Annotated in this window: 15 protein-coding genes; 6 read left to right on the top strand and 9 right to left on the bottom strand. The window is 61.5% G+C overall.

All coding sequences use genetic code 11. From position 1 onward, the window contains the following. The first annotated feature begins 31 nt into the window (after positions 1–31). On the top strand, positions 32–409 hold the full coding sequence (locus tag NVB75_RS04210) for a response regulator (protein ID WP_010171103.1): 378 nt from the start codon (positions 32–34) through the stop codon (positions 407–409). A gap of 30 nt (positions 410–439) precedes the next feature. Here the strand turns inward: NVB75_RS04210 and NVB75_RS04205 are convergent, their stop codons facing one another. From NVB75_RS04205 to NVB75_RS04190, 4 genes are all read right to left on the bottom strand, one after another. Further along, positions 440–2,110 carry a response regulator gene (locus NVB75_RS04205; RefSeq protein WP_258346142.1) on the bottom strand — a complete coding sequence of 557 codons (1,671 nt, stop codon included), beginning with the start codon at positions 2,108–2,110 and terminating at the stop codon, positions 440–442. Next, positions 2,107–3,609, bottom strand: coding sequence for an ATPase domain-containing protein (locus NVB75_RS04200; RefSeq protein WP_258346141.1), 1,503 nt, complete (start codon positions 3,607–3,609; stop codon positions 2,107–2,109). Before NVB75_RS04200 ends, NVB75_RS04205 begins: the two co-directional genes overlap by 4 nt. Before the next feature lie 121 nt (positions 3,610–3,730). Beyond that, positions 3,731–4,789, bottom strand: a complete 1,059-nt coding sequence (locus tag NVB75_RS04195) for a tetratricopeptide repeat protein (protein ID WP_258346139.1) — start codon at positions 4,787–4,789, stop codon at positions 3,731–3,733. A gap of 75 nt (positions 4,790–4,864) precedes the next feature. Further along, on the bottom strand, positions 4,865–5,755 hold the full coding sequence (locus NVB75_RS04190; RefSeq protein ID WP_063030090.1) for a bestrophin family protein: 891 nt from the start codon (positions 5,753–5,755) through the stop codon (positions 4,865–4,867). A gap of 1,070 nt (positions 5,756–6,825) precedes the next feature. Here NVB75_RS04190 and NVB75_RS04185 point away from each other — a divergent pair. Genes NVB75_RS04185 through NVB75_RS04165 form a run of 5 tightly spaced genes read left to right on the top strand, consistent with a single transcriptional unit; the run spans position 6,826 to position 12,380 of the window. Continuing rightward, complete coding sequence (locus tag NVB75_RS04185; RefSeq protein WP_258346138.1) at positions 6,826–8,475, top strand: AMP-binding protein; 1,650 nt, start codon at positions 6,826–6,828, stop codon at positions 8,473–8,475. A 22-nt stretch (positions 8,476–8,497) separates the two neighbouring features. Beyond that, complete coding sequence (locus NVB75_RS04180; RefSeq protein WP_063030093.1) at positions 8,498–9,265, top strand: SDR family NAD(P)-dependent oxidoreductase; 768 nt, start codon at positions 8,498–8,500, stop codon at positions 9,263–9,265. Between the two features lie 10 nt (positions 9,266–9,275). Continuing rightward, positions 9,276–10,460, top strand: coding sequence for an acetyl-CoA C-acyltransferase (locus NVB75_RS04175; protein WP_258346137.1), 1,185 nt, complete (start codon positions 9,276–9,278; stop codon positions 10,458–10,460). 9 nt (positions 10,461–10,469) lie between these two features. Further along, positions 10,470–11,597 (top strand): acyl-CoA dehydrogenase, encoded by a 1,128-nt coding sequence (locus NVB75_RS04170; protein WP_017480351.1) that lies wholly within the window; start codon positions 10,470–10,472, stop codon positions 11,595–11,597. 9 nt (positions 11,598–11,606) lie between these two features. Next, positions 11,607–12,380, top strand: coding sequence for an enoyl-CoA hydratase (locus NVB75_RS04165; protein WP_010171088.1), 774 nt, complete (start codon positions 11,607–11,609; stop codon positions 12,378–12,380). 140 nt (positions 12,381–12,520) lie between these two features. On the opposite strand, the gene NVB75_RS04160 is transcribed toward NVB75_RS04165, so the two are convergent. From NVB75_RS04160 to NVB75_RS04140, 5 genes are all read right to left on the bottom strand, one after another. Continuing rightward, positions 12,521–13,672: an acyl-CoA dehydrogenase family protein gene (locus tag NVB75_RS04160; RefSeq protein ID WP_258346136.1), complete on the bottom strand. Its 1,152-nt coding sequence runs from the start codon at positions 13,670–13,672 to the stop codon at positions 12,521–12,523. A gap of 3 nt (positions 13,673–13,675) precedes the next feature. Further along, a complete protein-coding gene (locus NVB75_RS04155; RefSeq protein WP_258346135.1) occupies positions 13,676–14,779 on the bottom strand; it encodes an enoyl-CoA hydratase/isomerase family protein in 1,104 nt (367 codons plus the stop codon). A 142-nt stretch (positions 14,780–14,921) separates the two neighbouring features. Beyond that, positions 14,922–15,620 (bottom strand): HPP family protein, encoded by a 699-nt coding sequence (locus tag NVB75_RS04150; protein ID WP_258346134.1) that lies wholly within the window; start codon positions 15,618–15,620, stop codon positions 14,922–14,924. A gap of 175 nt (positions 15,621–15,795) precedes the next feature. Further along, on the bottom strand, positions 15,796–16,071 hold the full coding sequence (locus NVB75_RS33290) for a type VI secretion system contractile sheath small subunit (RefSeq protein WP_258346133.1): 276 nt from the start codon (positions 16,069–16,071) through the stop codon (positions 15,796–15,798). A gap of 424 nt (positions 16,072–16,495) precedes the next feature. Next, positions 16,496–18,118, bottom strand: coding sequence for a glycosyltransferase family 39 protein (locus tag NVB75_RS04140; protein ID WP_258346132.1), 1,623 nt, complete (start codon positions 18,116–18,118; stop codon positions 16,496–16,498). Between the last annotated feature and the right edge of the window lie 3 nt (positions 18,119–18,121).

Genomic DNA, 18,121 nt, shown 5'->3' with positions numbered 1-18,121 from the left:
TCAGCAGCAATTGACCGGACAAAGGCTTCCCATGAGTGAAGATGCACAAGATGTTGTACTGATCGTCGAAGACGACGAATCGATTATGTTTGTGTTGGGCGAGTACCTGTCGGGGCTTGGGTACCGGGTGTTGAAGGCGATTGACGGTGAGCAGGCGTTCGAAATCCTCGCCACCAAGCCGCACCTGGACCTGATGGTCACCGACTATCGCCTGCCAGGCGGTATTTCCGGCGTGCAGATCGCCGAGCCTGCCATCAAGCTGCGACCGGAATTGAAGGTGATCTTTATCAGCGGTTACCCGCAGGAGATCCTCGACTGCAACAGCCCGATCACGCGCAATGCGCCGATCCTGGCCAAGCCGTTTGACCTGGATACGTTGCAGGAACATATCCAGCGCTTGCTGGCTTAACGCCTTGTGAAGAGGGAGCGCACTCCCTCTTCAAGCCTTGATCATCTCCCTCACCGTTGCCGTCAACAAATCAAAGGTGAATGGCTTGGTGATCATCTGCATGCCCGGGTCCAGAAAGCCGCCCCGCACCGCCGCATGTTCTGCATAGCCAGTGATAAACAATACCTTTAAGTCCGGTCGCACCTGCCGCCCGATTTCCGCCAGTTGCCGGCCGTTCATACCGGGCAGGCCCACGTCGCTGATCAGCAGGTCAATCCGCTGGCTGGACTCGATGATCGGCATGGCACTGTCGGCGTCACCCGCTTCGACGAAGGCATAGCCCAGCTCGCTCAATACGGCGCTGACCAGCACCCGCACGGCCGGGTCGTCTTCGACGATCAGCACCGTCTCGCCAGCGTTGGCGAACGGCAGCAGTGCCGGATTGAGCGGTTCATCTGCAATGACCTCGCCGACATACCGTGGCAGGAACAGGCTGACGGTAGTGCCTTGGCCCACCACGCTGTGGATCGACACATGCCCATGGGACTGGCGCGCAAACCCGTAAATCATCGACAACCCCAGCCCGGTGCCCTGGCCGATGGGTTTGGTGGTAAAGAACGGGTCAAATGCGCGGCTGATCACGCTCTCGGGCATGCCGCAGCCGGTGTCGCTGACGCTCAGTTCCACATAGTCGCCAGGGGTGAGGGTGCCGTAGGCTGCGGTAAACACACTGTCCAGGTGGCGGTTGGTGGTTTCCACCACCAGTTTGCCGCCGTTGGGCATTGCATCCCGGGCATTGATGGCCAGGTTGAGCAGGGCGCTTTCCAGTTGATTGGGGTCGACCTCGGCGGTCCATAACTGTTCGGTCAGACGAATGTCCAGGGTGATGCTTTCGTTGAGGCTGCGTTGCAGCAGCTCACCCATCGAACTCACTAATTGATTGATCTGTACCGGTTTTGAATCCAATGACTGGCGACGGGAAAACGCCAGCAAGCGGTGGGTCAGGGCTGCCGCGCGGTTGGCTGAAGTGACACCCAGGTCGATCAGGCTGTCGAGGTCTTCAGTGCGGCCCCGGGCGACGCGCCTTCGCAGCAGTTCGAGACTGCCGATAATCCCGGTCAGCATGTTGTTGAAGTCATGGGCGATGCCGCCGGTCAATTGGCCGACGGCTTCCATTTTCTGTGACTGGCGCAACGCTTCTTCGTTATTGCGCAGTTGAGCCGTGCGTTCTTCCACTTGTTGCTCAAGGGTTTCCAGGGTGCGTTGCAGGCGCTGCTCGCTCTGGCTCAGTTCGATCAAACGGTCGCGGGCCTCGTACTGCCGGCGGCGCCCGCGCAGCGCCGTGGTCACGAGACTGATCAAGGTGATCGGATGGAAGGGCCGCTCGAGGAACGTCACGTTGCCCAGTAACTTGCTCAAGTGTGAGGAGCCGTTCTGTTCGCTGCCACCATGGTGCGTCATCAGCACAATCGGCAGGTCTGACCACGCCGGTTGTTGATGCAGGTGCGTGAGCAGCGGCTCCAGGTCAATACCGCGCATGGCTTCAGCGGCAACGATCAGCAGCCCGGCGCCGCGCTCCAGCTCTTCGCAGAGCATCTGCAAATGGTTGGCGATGATGCCGCTGAAACCGGCCTCATTGAGCATCATCAATGCCAGGGAGCTGTCGCGGCCCAAGGGCGCCAGGATGATCGCCCGTTCGGAAATGGCCGACGCTCCACTCATGAACTTTCATCCTTGAGCAGCGGGTTACCGGTACCCATGTACGTCGGCACGCCGCGCAACACACCCTGGAACGTATCCAGAGGTTCACCGATGGTCATGCCCTTGCTGCCGATACGGTATTCGCGAATCGTCGATTCATGTGTGCCGGTGCGTTTCTTGATGATCGAGATAGCCCGGCGGACCTTGCCGAGGGCTTCGAAGTAGCGCAGCAGGATGACGGTGTCGGCCAGGTAAGTGATGTCCACCGGCGCCTGCATGTCCCCCACCAGGCCGTGCTGGGCGACGGTCATGAAGGTCGCGGCGCCACGGCGGTTGAGGTACAGCAGCAGCTCGTGCATGTGCAGGATCAGCGCGTTCTCTTCCGGCATCGCGGCCTGGTAGCCGTTGACGCTGTCGATCACGACAGTCTTGATCCCGCGCTCGTCCACGCAGCGGCGTACCCGGTGGGAGAACTCGCCAGGGGAAAGCTCGGCGGCGTCCACTTGTTCGATCAGCAGATTGCCGGTGGCTTGCAGGGCGTCCAGGTCGATGCCCATGTTGCGCATGCGCTCGAACAGCAGGCCCAGCTCTTCATCAAAAATGAACAGCGCGGCTTTTTCGCCACGGGCGACTGCCGCTGCGGCGAAGATCATCGAGATCAGCGATTTGCCGGTACCGGCCGGGCCCAGGATCAACGTGCTGGAACCGGTCTCGATCCCGCCGCCCAGCAATGCATCCATCTCGCGGATGCCGCTGGTCAAGGTCTGGCGGTTGTAGCCACCACGGTGCTCGGCCGCCACCAGACGCGGGAACACATGCACGCCGCCTTCCATGATGGTGAAGTCGTGGAAGCCACCGCGGTACTTCTGGCCACGATACTTCACAATCCGCACGCGGCGGCGTTCGGCGCCGTAGTTGGGAGTCAGTTCTTCCAGGCGAATCACGCCGTGGGCCACGCTGTGTACGGTTTTGTCGAGGGATTCGGTGGTCAGGTCATCCAGCAACAACACGGTGGCGTCGTAACGCACGAAGTAGTGCTTGATTGCCAGGATCTGCCGGCGATAGCGCAGAGAGCTTTGCGCCAGCAGGCGGATCTCAGAAAGGCTGTCGATGACGACGCGGGTCGGTTTGACCCGTTCCACCACTTCGAAGATCTGGCGAGTGGCTTCGCCCAGCTCAAGGTCCGAGGAGTACAGCAGGCTTTGCTGGTGCTCGGCGTTGAGCAGGCTTTCCGGCGGGGTCAATTCAAAGATATGAATGTGTTCGTCCAGGTCCCAGCCATGGGACTTGGCACCCTGACGCAACTCGCGCTCGGTTTCCGACAGGGTGATGTACAGCGATCGTTCGCCGTTTTTTGCCCCAGCCTGGAGAAAATGCAGGGCCACGGTGGTTTTACCGGTGCCGGGTTCACCTTCCAGCAGGAACAAATGGCTACGGGAAAGCCCCCCGGCAAGAATGTCGTCCAGACCTTCAATACCGGTGGCCGCCTTTGCTGTGAACAGCTCTTTGGATGTAGACAAGAAGTGCCCTCGGGTCACAAATAAGTAGTCGGCAGCCCCGTCTGGGGCGCGCCATATTTACTTGACCGTAGCGGTGTGTGGCGGTTCAACGTTTTGTATCAATTGCAGCTTCTTGCTGTACCTACAGCCCTTGTTGCAACGCGGGATCGTCCGGATTTTGCTGTTCCAACTGGGCCAGCAACACCTGCACATTCTGCAGCTGGCCGGTTTCCTTCCAGTAATTCACCAGCAAGACCCGCGCCTTGCGGTTGGCCGGGTTGCGCTGAATGATCTCTTCCAGCTGGCGCTGGGCGGCTTCCAGCTCTTGCTGGGCGTGGAGGGTGGTGGCCAGGTCGTAGCGGTAATCCTGATTGTTCGGTTCCAGCTCCACCGCCCGGGACAGGCTGAGCAACGCAAACGCCCGCTCGCCGTGGTGCAGCAGCCACATGCCGAGGGCGTGTTGCAGATAGGCCGAATCGGGGTGGGCCTGCAACTGCTTGGCCAGGAGCTGGCGGGACTCGTCAACCTTGCCCTGTTTGTCCAGCAGTTCGATTTGCGCGACCACCGCTTGCAGGTTATCCGGTTGCAGGCGCATCGCCTGTTCCAAGGCATTTTGAGCATCGGGCAGCAGCGCACTGTGAATGTACAGGCGTGCCAGCTGAATCCAGCCTTCGGGGCTTTCGGGTTGGCCCTTGAGCAACTTCACGTATTCGTCGAGTACCTGCTGCAACGGGCCGAAGTACAGGCCCAGGGTGTCGGGAGACAGCCCCAGCAAGGCATTGGCCGCCGCAAACCGGACGCTTTGCTCCGGGTCATCCAGCAATGGACCAAGCAACAAGGTGCGCTGGCCGCTGGGCACCAGGCCGACAATGCTGTGAATCGCCGCCTCGCGCACCATGGGGGCGTCATGGGTGAGGTCCTTGTCTGCCAGTTTCAGGGCCTGGGGGCTGGGGTAGTTGGGCAGTTCGGCATGCAGGGCGGCACGGCGTACATCGGAGAGGTCCGGGCGGCCCAGCTGTTGATACAGCACACGGGCGGCACCGGGTTCGCCGTTGTGCGCCTGTTTCAACGCTTTGGCGTAACCGTGGGCGATGGCCGGCGGCACCACCACCGGGGGCGTACGGGTGAAATACCAGGTGATCAGCACAATAAACAACAGGGCGCACAGGCCGATGATGGAGTAACGGCGTGACTTTGACATGCAGGCGTCCGAAAGCTTGGCAGCTAGTGCAAAGCCATCAGCTTCGGTCAGGTCACTGCGAGTGTCAAACCCGCATCACGTCAGTACGAATTCAATGGGCTCAAGAGCCGGCGGCAGCTCGGTTTCGCCGAGGGCCGCGAGAATCTCGCGCTCTAGGGTGCGGAGGATGGCGTTGCAGGGCAGGTCGTTTTCGTCGAAGCCGAAGGGGTCTTCGAGGTCGTCGCCGATTTCATCCAGGCCGAAGAAGGTGTAGCTGACGATCGCGGTAAACACCGGCGTCAGCCAGCCCAGCGGCTCGGCCATGGCGAAGGGCAGCAGAATGCAGAACAGGTAGATGGTGCGGTGCAGCAGCAGGGTATAGGGGAAGGGCAGCGGGGTGTGTTTGATCCGCTCGCACGAGGCCTGGACCTGGCTCAGGCCGTATAGCCGGGTTTCGAGTTGGGTGTAGCGCCAGTCGCTGATGTGGCCTTGTTCGGCGAGGTTCGAGCAGCGGGCGCCGAGGTCTTGCAGGATGCTGTCGGGGAGGTTGGGGTGGCTGGGTTTGGGGTTGGCCCACGGTTTGATCGCCTGGGCTTCGTCTTCCAGGCGCAGGCGGGCGATCAGGCCGTGGGCGAAGCCGCACAGGGCGCGTAGTACGGCTTCTCGGTCGGTGGGGGTGAGGATTTGGGTTTCGCGGATCAGTGAGCGTATTTCGATGATCATCTGGCCCAGTTGTTTGCGGCCTTCCCACCAGCGGTCGTAGCAGGCGTTGTTGCGAAAGCTCATGAAGATCGACAGGGACAGGCCGAGGAGGGTGAAGGGTGTGGCGTTGACCTTGGAGAAGTAGGCCGGGTGTAGGGTTTCTACCAGCACGATGACGGAGGCCAGCAGGGTGACCAGCAGGCTGCGCAGGGCGATGCGCTTGGCGATTGAGCCTTTGAGGGAGAACAGGATGCCGAGCAGGTTGGGTTTGGGACGGACGATCATGGGCGGGCTTCTTGGGTGGCGCAGGCTGTCAGGGTAGAAGCATGTTTGCGTTGCGTCCAATTGCTTGGGCTGACTGGGTGATTGGTGGGGTCTATCGTTGGGGGCTTTGGGTGTACATATCCGTTATTTAGGTAACGGCGGCTTATGGTTCCGCTCTTACAGCGGCTCACTTTGGAAAAGCCCCAAAGTAAGCAAAGGGCTCTGCCCCGCCTGTCGGCACCTCGCCTAGGCTCGGTGTTCCCTCACTCCGGCATTGCTCCGCGGGCCGCCGCGACGGGCCATCCATGGCCCGGCGCGGCTAAACCGGCGTCCTGCCGGTTTACCCGCTCCGCAATACCTGCGTTCGGCCTCGGGCTTATTGGGGCAGTCAGATCAAGATCAAAAGCAAGAGCACAGCGGCCTCCCGGCCGGCTTGAGTGTTAAAAGCAAAGACAAAATCCAGAGCGAAAGCAGATCTGCTTTTCTGTGGGAGCGGGCTTGCTCGCGAAAAACCTGAGAGCGCCGCGTTCATCCAGAATGCCCGCGTCATCGTTAACGACCTTCGCGAGCAAGCCCGCTCCCACATTTTTTGGACCGTGCCCGCTTTAGATTTTGATTTTGCTTTTAACACTCAAGCCGGCCGGTAGGCCGCTGTGCTCTTGATCTGCTTTTGATCTTGATCTTAGGCGCCCCGTTAAACCACGCTGGCCGAACGCAGGCTTTGGAGCGTGGGTAACCTGGCAGGACGCCAGGTTAGCCGTCCTGGGCCAGGGATGGCCCATGACGGCGGCCCACGGTCCAAAGCCGGAGTGAGGGCACACCGAGCCCAGGCGAGGTGCCGAGTGGTGGGGCAAGAGCGTTTTGCTTACTTTTGCGCTCTTCAAAAGTGAGCCGCTGTAAGAGCGGAACCAATATCAGCCGTTACCTAAATAACGGATATACACACACAACCCAAAAAAAGCCCCCCATTGGCCAAACCAGTCAACCAAGTTGAAAGCTTTGACCATTGCCCACCCACCGCTCTAGAGCGACTATTTCACCGGTCTACGTACCCATCCTGAAAACAAAAAAACACACAGGGATTTGAAGCGATGCGTGATTACTCGGCTGCCACCACCCAGTTCAACTACCAACACACCGTCGACGCCGCCCTGTCGGGCACTCTGCAGGCCCTCAACGCCTGCGTCGAATGCTGCGACCGCCACGCCTTACCCGGCCGCATCGCGCTGTTCTGGGAAGGCAAGGACGGCCGCAGCGCCACGTCCACCTTCACCCAATTACAAGACCAGGCCGCACGCTTCGCCAACTTCCTCCTGGCCCAGGGCGTCAATCGCGGCGACAAGGTAGCAGGCCTCCTGCCACGCACCGCCGAGTTACTGATAGTGGTACTCGCCACCTGGCGCATCGGCGCGGTCTATCAGCCGCTGTTCACCGCCTTCGGCCCCAAAGCCATCGAACACCGCCTCAACAGCTCCGGCGCCGCGCTGGTGGTGACCGACGCGGTAAACCGCCCCAAACTCAATGAAGTGGCCGACTGCCCAACCATCGTCACCGTCGCCGGGCCCAACGGCGAAGGCATCGTGCGCGGCGATTTCAGCTTCTGGGCCGAACTGCCCAACTATTCCAACCTCTGCGAGCCCGTATTGCTGGGCGCCGACGACCCGTTCCTGCTGATGTTCACCTCCGGCACCACCGGCCCGTCGAAATCCCTGGCAGTACCGCTCAAGGCAATCGTGGCGTTCCAGAGCTACACCCGCGACGCCGTCGACCTGCGCCCCGAAGACGCATTCTGGAACGTCGCCGATCCGGGCTGGGCCTACGGCATCTATTTCGGCGTGACCGGCCCCTTGTCCATGGGCCATCCGATCACCTTCTACGACGGCCCGTTCACCCTCGAAAGCACCTGCCGCGTCATCAACAAATACGGGATCACCAACCTCACCGGATCGCCCACGGCCTATCGCCTGCTGATTGCCGGCGGCGAGCAGTTCGCCCAGTCGATCAAGGGCAAGCTGCGCATTGTCAGCAGCGCCGGCGAGCCCTTGAACCCGGAAGTGATCCGCTGGTTCGCCGATAACCTCGGCGTGACCATCCACGACCACTACGGCCAGACCGAATTGGGCATGGTGCTGTGCAACCACCACGGCCTGGAACACCCGGTGCACGTGGGCTCTGCCGGCTTTGCCTCGCCAGGCCACCGCATCGTGGTGCTGGATGACAACCATCAGGAGTTGCCAGCCGGCCAACCGGGCATCCTCGCCATCGACCGTGAACAATCGCCGATGTGCTGGTTCGCCGGCTACGACGGGGTCAAGACCAAGGCTTTCGTCGGCAAGTACTACCTCAGCGGCGACACCGTGGAGCTTAACCCCGACGGCAGCATCAGCTTTGTCGGGCGCAGTGACGATGTGATCACCACCTCCGGCTACCGCGTTGGCCCCTTCGATGTGGAAAGTGCGTTGATCGAGCACCCGGCGGTGGTGGAAGCCGCGGTTGTGGGCAAGCCATGCCCGGAACGCACCGAGATCGTCAAAGCCTTTGTGGTGCTCAGCGAGCAATACCGTGCCGAGCCGGCCCTGGCCGAGGAGCTGCGCCTGCACGTACGCAAGCGCCTGGCGGCGCACTCGTACCCACGGGAAATCGAATTTGTCAGCGAGCTGCCCAAGACCCCGAGCGGCAAGCTGCAACGCTTCATTTTGCGTAATCAGGAAATTGCCAAGGCCCAGGCGGCCACGGCGTGACCCATTCTTCAAGGAAACAATGATGCAGATTGAGAACAAGGTTTTTCTGGTCAGCGGCGGCGCTTCAGGCCTCGGCGCGGCAACGGCCGAGATGCTCGTAGCGGCCGGTGCCAAAGTGATGCTGGTGGATTTGAACGCTGACGCCGTCGCGGCCCAGGCGCAAAAGCTCGGCGAGCAAGCCCGCAGCGTGGTCGCGGATATCAGCCAGGAAGCCGCCGCCGAAGCGGCGGTGCAGGCCACGGTTGCGGCCTTTGGTGGTTTGCACGGATTGGTCAACTGCGCCGGTGTGGTTCGCGGCGAGAAAATCCTTGGCAAGAATGGCCCCCACGTTCTGGCCAACTTCGCCCAGGTGATCAACGTCAATCTGATCGGCAGTTTCAACCTGCTGCGCCTGGCGGCGGCGGCTATCGCTGAAACCGAGGCCAATGCCGATGGCGAGCGCGGTGTGATCATCAACACGGCGTCGGTGGCGGCGTTTGACGGCCAGATCGGCCAGGCGGCGTATGCCGCCTCCAAGGGCGCGATCGCCAGCCTGACTCTGCCTGCCGCCCGTGAGCTGGCGCGCTACGGGATTCGGGTGATGACCATTGCTCCCGGCATTTTTGAAACACCGATGATGGCCGGCATGACCCCGGAAGTACGCGAGTCCCTCGCCGCCGGCGTGCCATTCCCGCCGCGCCTGGGCAAGCCAGGCGAGTACGCCGCGCTGGTGCGGCATATCATTGAAAACAGCATGCTCAACGGCGAGGTGATCCGTCTCGACGGTGCCTTGCGCATGGCAGCCAAATAAGGAGATTTTCATGACTGATCCCATCGTTATTGTCAGCGCAGTACGCACCCCAATGGGCGGGTTCCAGGGCGATCTCAAAGGCCTGACTGCCCCGCAACTGGGGGCTGCGGCCATTCGTGCGGCGGTCGAGCGCGCCGGTATTGCGTCCGATGCCGTGGATGAAGTGCTGTTCGGCTGCGTACTGCCCGCCGGCCTCGGCCAGGCACCTGCGCGTCAGGCGGCGCTGGGGGCAGGCCTGGATAAATCCACCCGCTGCACCACCCTCAACAAGATGTGCGGCTCGGGCATGGAAGCCACGATCCTGGCCCATGACTCGTTGCTGGCGGGCAGCGTGGACGTGGTCATCGCCGGTGGCATGGAGAGCATGTCCAACGCGCCGTACCTGCTGGACCGCGCCCGCAGCGGTTACCGCATGGGCCACGGCCGGGTGCTCGACCACATGTTCCTCGACGGCCTTGAGGACGCCTACGACAAGGGCCGCTTGATGGGCACCTTTGCCGAAGACTGCGCCGAGCACAACGGCTTTTCCCGTGAAGCCCAGGACGCGTTTGCCATTGCTTCCCTGACCCGTGCGCAACAGGCGATCACCGACGGTAACTTCATCGCCGAAATCGTCCCGGTGCAGGTCACCGTGGGCAAGGAACAGAAAACCATCACCCACGACGAACAGCCGCCAAAAGCCAAGCTGGACAAGATCGCCACCTTGAAGCCGGCCTTCCGCGAAGGCGGTACGGTGACGGCGGCCAACTCCAGTTCGATTTCCGATGGCGCGGCAGCGTTGCTGCTGATGCGCGAGTCTGAAGCGCATCAGCGCGGGCTCAAGCCGCTGGCGGTGATCCATGGCCACGCGGCGTTTGCCGATGAGCCTGGCCTGTTCCCGGTCGCGCCGGTGGGGGCGATCCGCAAGCTGATGAGCAAGACTGGCTGGAACCTCGACGAAGTCGACCTGTTTGAAATCAACGAAGCCTTTGCCGTGGTCAGCCTGGTGACCATGAGCAAGCTGGAGATTCCCCACAGCAAGGTCAATATCCACGGCGGCGCCTGTGCCCTGGGCCATCCGATTGGCGCGTCCGGCGCGCGGATCCTGGTGACCCTGCTCTCGGCCCTGCGCCAGAAAGGCCTCAAGCGCGGCGTTGCGGCGATCTGCATCGGCGGCGGTGAAGCCACGGCCATGGCCGTTGAATGCCTGTATTAAGGAACACCTATGCTCCCGAATGACGAACAACTGCAAATCAGCGAAGCGGCCCGGCAATTTGCCCAGGAACGGCTCAAGCCGTTCGCCGCCGAGTGGGACCGCGAGCATCGCTTTCCCAAGGAAGCCATTGGCGAAATGGCCGAGCTGGGCTTTTTCGGCATGCTGGTCCCGGAACAGTGGGGCGGTTGCGACACCGGCTACCTGGCCTACGCCATGGCCCTGGAAGAGATCGCCGCTGGCGACGGTGCCTGCTCGACCATCATGAGCGTGCACAACTCGGTGGGCTGTGTGCCGATCCTCAAGTTCGGCAACGACCAACAGCGAGAACAGTTCCTCAAGCCCCTGGCCAGCGGCGCGATGCTCGGGGCGTTTGCCTTGACCGAGCCCCAGGCCGGCTCCGACGCCAGCGGCCTGAAAACCCGCGCCCGTCTGGAGGGCGATCATTACGTGCTCAACGGCTGCAAACAGTTCATCACCTCCGGGCAAAACGCCGGGATCGTGATCGTGTTTGCGGTCACCGATCCAGCTGCCGGCAAGCGCGGTATCAGCGCCTTTATCGTGCCCACCGACTCGCCGGGCTACAGCGTGGCACGGGTCGAGGACAAACTCGGCCAGCATGCCTCCGATACCTGCCAGATCCTGTTTGAAGACTTGAAAGTGCCGGTGGCCAACCGTTTGGGCGAGGAGGGCGAAGGCTACCGGATCGCCCTGGCCAACCTCGAAGGCGGGCGCGTCGGCATTGCTTCGCAGGCGGTGGGCATGGCGCGGGCGGCGTTTGAGGCCGCTCGGGATTACGCCCGCGAGCGGGAAAGCTTCGGCAAGCCGATCATCGAGCACCAGGCCGTGGCCTTCCGCCTGGCAGACATGGCGACCCAAATCGCCGTGGCGCGGCAGATGGTGCATTACGCTGCCGCCCTGCGTGACAGCGGCAAGCCGGCGCTGGTGGAAGCGTCCATGGCCAAGCTGTTTGCTTCGGAAATGGCCGAAAAGGTCTGTTCGGCAGCCTTGCAAACCCTCGGCGGTTACGGTTACCTGAGCGACTTTCCCCTGGAGCGGATCTACCGCGATGTGCGGGTCTGCCAGATTTACGAAGGCACCAGCGATATTCAACGCATGGTCATTTCACGCAATCTCTGAGGAGTATCTATGAGTTACGAAACCATTTTGCTGGACGTGCAGGGCCGTGTCGGGCTGATCACCCTCAACCGCCCGCAAGCGCTGAACGCCTTGAACGCACAGCTGGTCAGTGAGCTGAACCAGGCGCTGGACAGCCTCGAAGCCAACCCGGAAATCGGCTGCATCGTGCTCACCGGCTCGAAAAAGGCCTTTGCCGCCGGCGCCGACATCAAGGAAATGGCGGAGCTGACCTACCCGCAGATCTACCTCGACGACCTGTTCAGCGACAGCGACCGCGTGGCCAACCGCCGCAAGCCGATCATCGCTGCAGTCAACGGCTTCGCCCTCGGTGGCGGCTGTGAACTGGCCTTGATGTGCGACTTCATCCTGGCCGGTGACAACGCCAAGTTTGGCCAGCCGGAAATCAACCTCGGCGTGCTGCCGGGCATGGGCGGCACCCAGCGCCTGACCCGCGCCGTGGGCAAGGCCAAGGCCATGGAAATGTGCCTGACCGGACGCTTTATCGATGCGGTGGAAGCGGAGCGCTGCGGGATTGTTGCGCGGATCGTGCCGGCGGATGAGCTGTTGGACGAAGCATTGAAAGTCGCGACCCTGATCGCCAGCAAGTCAGTGCCCATTAGCATGATGGTCAAGGAAAGCGTCAACCGCGCGTTTGAAGTGAGCCTGTCGGAAGGCGTGCGCTTTGAGCGCCGGGTGTTCCATGCGGCGTTTGCCACGCTGGATCAGAAGGAAGGCATGGCGGCGTTTGTGGCCAAGCGTGCGCCGGAGTTCAAGGACAAATAAACACTGCCGTGAAACGCTGAAGATCAAAAAATGTGGGAGCGGGCTTGCTCGCGAAGGCGGTATTACAGTCACCAGATGCATCGACTGATCCACCGCCTTCGCGAGCAAGCCCGCTCCCACATGGGTTCTGCGAATACCGGTTACAGCGGGTAGTTTTTCAACGCTCTGGCAATCACCATCCGCTGAATCTCGCTGGTGCCCTCGTAAATCTGGGTAATCCGCGCATCCCGGTAGTAACGCTCCACCGGGTAATCCTCCAGATAGCCGTAACCCCCATGAATCTGCATCGCTGAAGAGCAGACCTTCTCGGCCATTTCCGACGCGAACAGTTTGGCCTGGGACGCTTCCGACAGGCACGGCTTGCCCGCACTGCGCAACCGCGCGGCATGCAGGATCAGCAGGCGCGCTGCATTCAGGCGGGTTTGCATGTCGGCCAGCATATTCGCCACGCTCTGATGCTCAATGATCGCCTTGTCGAACTGCACCCGGTCACGGGCGTAGACCAGCGCCGCTTCAAAGGCGGCACGGGCTATACCCAGCGCCTGGGCGGCAATCCCGATGCGCCCGCCTTCGAGGTTGGACAGGGCGATGGCCAGGCCTTTGCCGCGTTCGCCCAGCAGGTTGGCTTCCGGCACCGTGCATTGGTTGAGGGTGACGGCGCAGGTGTCGGAGGCACGAATGCCCATTTTGTGCTCGGTACGGTCCACCACGAAGCCTGGGGTATTGGTGGGCACCAGGAACGCCGAGATGCCTTTCTTGCCCAGGTCCGGGTCGGTCACCGCAAACACGATCGCCAGTTTGGCGCGCTTGCCGTTGCTGACAAACTGCTTGGCGCCGTTGATCACCCACTGGCCGTCCCGCAGTTCGGCGCGGGTGCGCAGGTTGTGCGCTTCGGAACCGGCCTGGGGTTCGGTCAGGCAGAAGCACCCGATGGCCTGGCCGCTGGCCAGGTCCGCCAGCCAGGTTTCCTTTTGTGCTTGTGAGCCGTAGTTGAGGATTGGCCCGCAACCCACTGAATTATGGATACTCATCAGCGCGCCGGTGGCGCCGTCGCCGGCGGAAATCTCTTCCACCGCCAGGGCGTAGGCCACGTAGTCGACGTAAGTGCCGCCCCATTCTTCGGGCACGACCATGCCCAGCAGGCCCAACTCGCCCATCTTGGCGACGAGGGCGTCGTCAATCCAGCCGGCCTTTTCCCAGGCCTGGGCGTGGGGCGCGATTTCGCCACGGGCAAAGTCCCGGGCCATGTCGCGGATCATTACCTGTTCTTCAGTAAATTCAATATCTTGCATGGCTTAGTTCCCGTTCTTGTCGAAGTTGCGGAAGAAGCTTTCGACATGATCAGCCTCCAACGCCTGGAGGGTTGGAGGGTTCCAGCGAGGGGTTTTGTCCTTGTCGATCAGCAGGGCGCGCACGCCTTCGATCAGGTCGCCACGGTCGAACCACTGGCGATCCAGGTGCAACTCCAGGGCAAAGCACTGCTCCAGTGGCAGGTGGCGCCCGCGGCGCAGCATCTGCAGGGTCACGGCCATGGCCAAGGGGGAGCGGGTTTGCATCAGGCTGGCGGTGGTCAGGGCCCAGTCATGGCTGTCGGCGACGGTGACTTGCTGCAATTGCTCGACGATGCTCGGCACATCCGGCAAGGCAAAGAAGTGGTCGATGGCCGGGCGCAGCGCGGCCAGTGGTGCGTCGGGCAATTGCTGCACCGCGAGGCTGGCCAGCACGCCCTGCAGGTCCTTGAGCGGTGAATCGTGCCATGTCAGGCGGTCAAGCCGCTGATCGAGCTCGGTTAACTTGGCGCTGTCGAGGTACCAGTCTGCAAGCCCGCAATACAGGGCGTCGGCCGCGCGAATCTGCACGCCGGTCACGCCAAGGTAGATCCCCAGTTCACCGGGAATACGCGGCAGGAAGTAGCTGCCGCCTACGTCGGGGAAATAACCGATGGCCACTTCAGGCATTGCCAGGCGGCTGCGCTCAGTGACCACCCGCAGGTCGGCGCCCTGTACCAGGCCCATGCCGCCGCCGAGGACGAACCCGTCCATCAGCGCCAGTACCGGCTTGCGATAGTGGTGAATAGCGAGGTCGAGGGCGTATTCCTCGACGAAGAAGTCTTCGTGGAGGGTGTCGCCGCTCTTGAAGCTGTCGTACAGCGAGCGAATATCGCCCCCGGCGCAGAAGGCTTTTTCACCGGCACCGCGCAACACCACGGCATGTACCTCGGGGTCGTTGGCCCAGGCCTGCAAGTGCCGGCTGAGGGTGCGGACCATTTCCAGGGTAATGGCGTTCAGGCCGGCGGGGCGATTGAGGGTCAGGTGGCCTATGTGGTTGCGTACGTGGGCCAGGACCTCGTCGTGCACGACCCCGGCGCTGCTTGCTTCGGATGAAACCTGAGCAGTCATCTCTAACTCCCTGCTTTTATTGTTCTTTATCAAGATGTTCGTAGGCGAACCATCTCGCGATCGTACCAGTGCAAATTTGCCCAGTACAAGTCGGAATCATGCAGGTCGTTTTTGCATTTTTGCCCTAGGGAGGATGCTGGCCCTAGCGTTGGAAAACCGCGCCGATCGTCCGCCGCCGGGCATAGCGTTCGCTGGCCTGGATCAGTTCTTCCAGTTCCTGCGGCGTCACGTCCAGGAACTGCTCGCGCTCGGCCAGGGCCTGTTTGAGGTCTTCGGCGCTGATGCCGGGGTTTTCGATGGCCGTTGGCATGAAGTTCGGCGCAGCCGGCTCGCTGGCTCCTTTGGGGTAACGCGTGCGCGTTGCGTTGTTATACGCCAGTGCGCAGGCCAGCAAGGCAGCGGCGCCCAGCATGACGGCGCCCAGTTCGTGCCAGCCCATGGCAATCGATGCGGGATCAGCCAGCACCAGGCTCATGGCCAGCCCACCTGCCGGCGGGTGCAGGCAGCGCAACCAGCAGATCAGGATGACGGTCATCCCGGCAGCCAGGCATGCGCTGCCTAATGTGCGTCCCAGCACCCGGGCCACCAGCAGCGCAACGACCCCTGCACACAGGTAGCTGCCAATGATCGACCAGGGTTGGGCCAATGCGCCGGAAGACACGGCAAACAGCAGAACCGCCGAGGCCCCCAGCGGGCCCATCAGGTGCAGCGCCACCTCCATACCAAACACCTGGGCGCACACCCAGACACTGAACAGTGTGCCCAATGCCATGCCGATGGCGGCACGACTCCATTCGGCAGGGCGGGTATTGATGGCAGCGGGTAACCAGCGAGCGAGCATTGACGGGCGATCCATAAAAAACGGGCAAAAAAAAGGCTTGTCTGGTTTCCCGGAAAAGCCCTTCAAAACAGTTCCTGCATTTGGGGGAGGAACCTGCGCAGTGTGCCAACCGGACAAGGTTGCTGCCAATGCATATTAATGCAGGTCAAGTGCAGTATTTTTGCAGTAAAGCGTCTCAACCCGCCGGTATCAGGCGGATCGGGGGCGGCAGGGGGCTGCCGATCTTGCCCAGTACCCGATCATTGGTTTCCTCATTGATCAGCAGGTTCTGCACGTTTTCCCGCAGCGAGGGATCGTTGGCCAGAGGCCCCTTGAGTACTACCAGTGCATCGCGCAGTTCCATGAGCCGATCCAGTTTTGGCAGGGGGATATAACCCACATTCACCTGGTCGCGAGTTAACGGCACGACAGTGTCAGAGGCGGCGGGGGCGGGCAATCGATGGTCGGACACAGAACATTCCTCTAAATGAAATAAACGGCAGCGCTAAGTGCTGTTTAAAACGTATTTATTGTTATTGCGGCTGTTTCTTTAATCGGGTACTTCACGATAGATGGCTTGCTATTACGGTCGCCGAATTTCGTACGACAGTAACAGGAAGGCCCTGCACCGCACCTTTGGCACTTCCGGGAATAGTTAGAAGGTATTAAATAAATAACTCACTTTGCAGGTGAGTCTACAGTTGGTGACTTGGAGCGGGAAGGGGGCGTGCATCGGCGCATGCGGATAGACGCGTAGGATCTTTCTCGATAGTTATAATCTGGAAAGTTTCGAAGTTGTATGGGTAAAGAAGTTTCTTACATGCACTTGGATTTATAACTACGGATTGTACTGGCAAGGGATAAGCGGCCCGGGCCGCTTATCCCGTTGGCAGGTATCAAGGTTGCGCGGGTTTGGTCAAATGCAGCAGCACGTAGGGGTTCTTGTCGAACTGGCCGATCAGCACCGGTTCCAACGAGCGAATACGTGGATCGCTCAAGGTCTCGTAGTCCGCCTGGCTCATGATCAGCCAGGCAGGCGCCTGGATCGGCGCCAGTTCGGCGGGCAACTGGGTAAACAACGGCACCTGGTCGCAATCGAGGTTGACCATGAACTTGATGGCTTTCGCGTCCTTGCCCAGCGCGTGCAGCACCAGCGGCGCTCGTTCTTGCTGGATGAGCGTGTGGGCCTGGAGGGTAAAGGTGCGCGTGTCATACAGACGGCGCTCCAGGGGCTCGACCATCACGATATAGGCGAGCCATACCGCGAGTACGGCAGAGAAAGCCGGGGCCAGGTAGCGCAGGCGCCGGTTGAACAGCAGTCCCAGCGCCAGAGTCTGTAGCGCGATCAGCAGCCCGAACACCGGATTGAGACTGCCAATCTGCTCAGGGAAGCGATGACGCGCTACGAACAACCCTGCGATCAGCAGACCCGGAATGACCGTCCACAACGCCAGCATCAGCCAGCGCAACCCGGCGAACAGTTTTCCGCGGGACACCTGGAATGGATACGCGGCAATGATCGCCGCCATGGGCAACATCGGCAGCACATAGCGGGCTTTTTTCGCCTGGGGCACCGAGAGGCCGATCATCACGATCAAGCCAGCGGCCAGGCAGTACAGCACCAGTTTCAGCGCCGGGCCCTTGTCTTCGCGGCCACCGGCAACAATCGCAATCAGCGCCAGTATGGCCAGTGGATAGGCAGGTGCGTAATTGCCCATCGAGCTGGTGAAGTAATACAGCACGCTACCGGAGCCTTCGGTACCGTCCATGCGGCCGAGGAACTGCATGCGGATCACGTCCTGCATGAACGTTTCACCGCCACTGAGCTTGGCCAGCAACAACAACAGGCCTACACACGCCGCCAACAACGCCAGCGCCAACAGGCCAAAACTGAACAACTGCCGCCATTGACGATTGATCAGGTAATAGCTGCACAGCATGCCGGTGGGAATCACCAGGCCGATCGGCCCACGGATCGCAAACCCCAGGATCAGCAGCAGAAACAGCCAATGCAGACGCCGGCAGGCGCCGAAATGGTCGTGGGCATAACCCAGGTAAAACACCGCAAGGGCCACGGCGGCCAGCATCTGGTCGAGGGACACCGCCCGGGTTTCGCTGATGAAGGTACTGCTGAGCAGCATCACCGCGACGCTGAGCAGCGCCCAGCGCCGGGAGTAGGGCGCTGTCAGTCGGTACACCAGCACCACGATCAGCGCTGAAGCGATGGCCGTGGGCAACCAGGCCGTCAGGCTGGTGACCTGCCCCAGGGGCAAGGACAGCAGCCAGGTCAGCAGCGTCGAGGTGGCCAGGTAATCGGCGTAAGGCTGGCCATACGTCGTCGGGAAGAACCCCGGCCCATGGCGCAGCATCTCCTGGGCGAACAGCACGAAGCGCGAGTCAAAGCCGATGATGGCCTGGTTCCAGTTGCCCGCGATAAACAGGATCAGTGCCAGGAGCCCCAGTACCCATGAGTGTCGGCGGATCGTCGGGTTGAGCAGGGGCGGATGAGCTTTGTCCACGTC

Origin of the sequence: Pseudomonas sp. CBS (assembly GCF_024734645.1) — a bacterium.
Taxonomy (GTDB): domain Bacteria; phylum Pseudomonadota; class Gammaproteobacteria; order Pseudomonadales; family Pseudomonadaceae; genus Aquipseudomonas.
The sequence above is the reverse complement of the archived record's forward strand: the minus strand, read 5'-3'. Positions and strand labels throughout refer to the sequence as shown.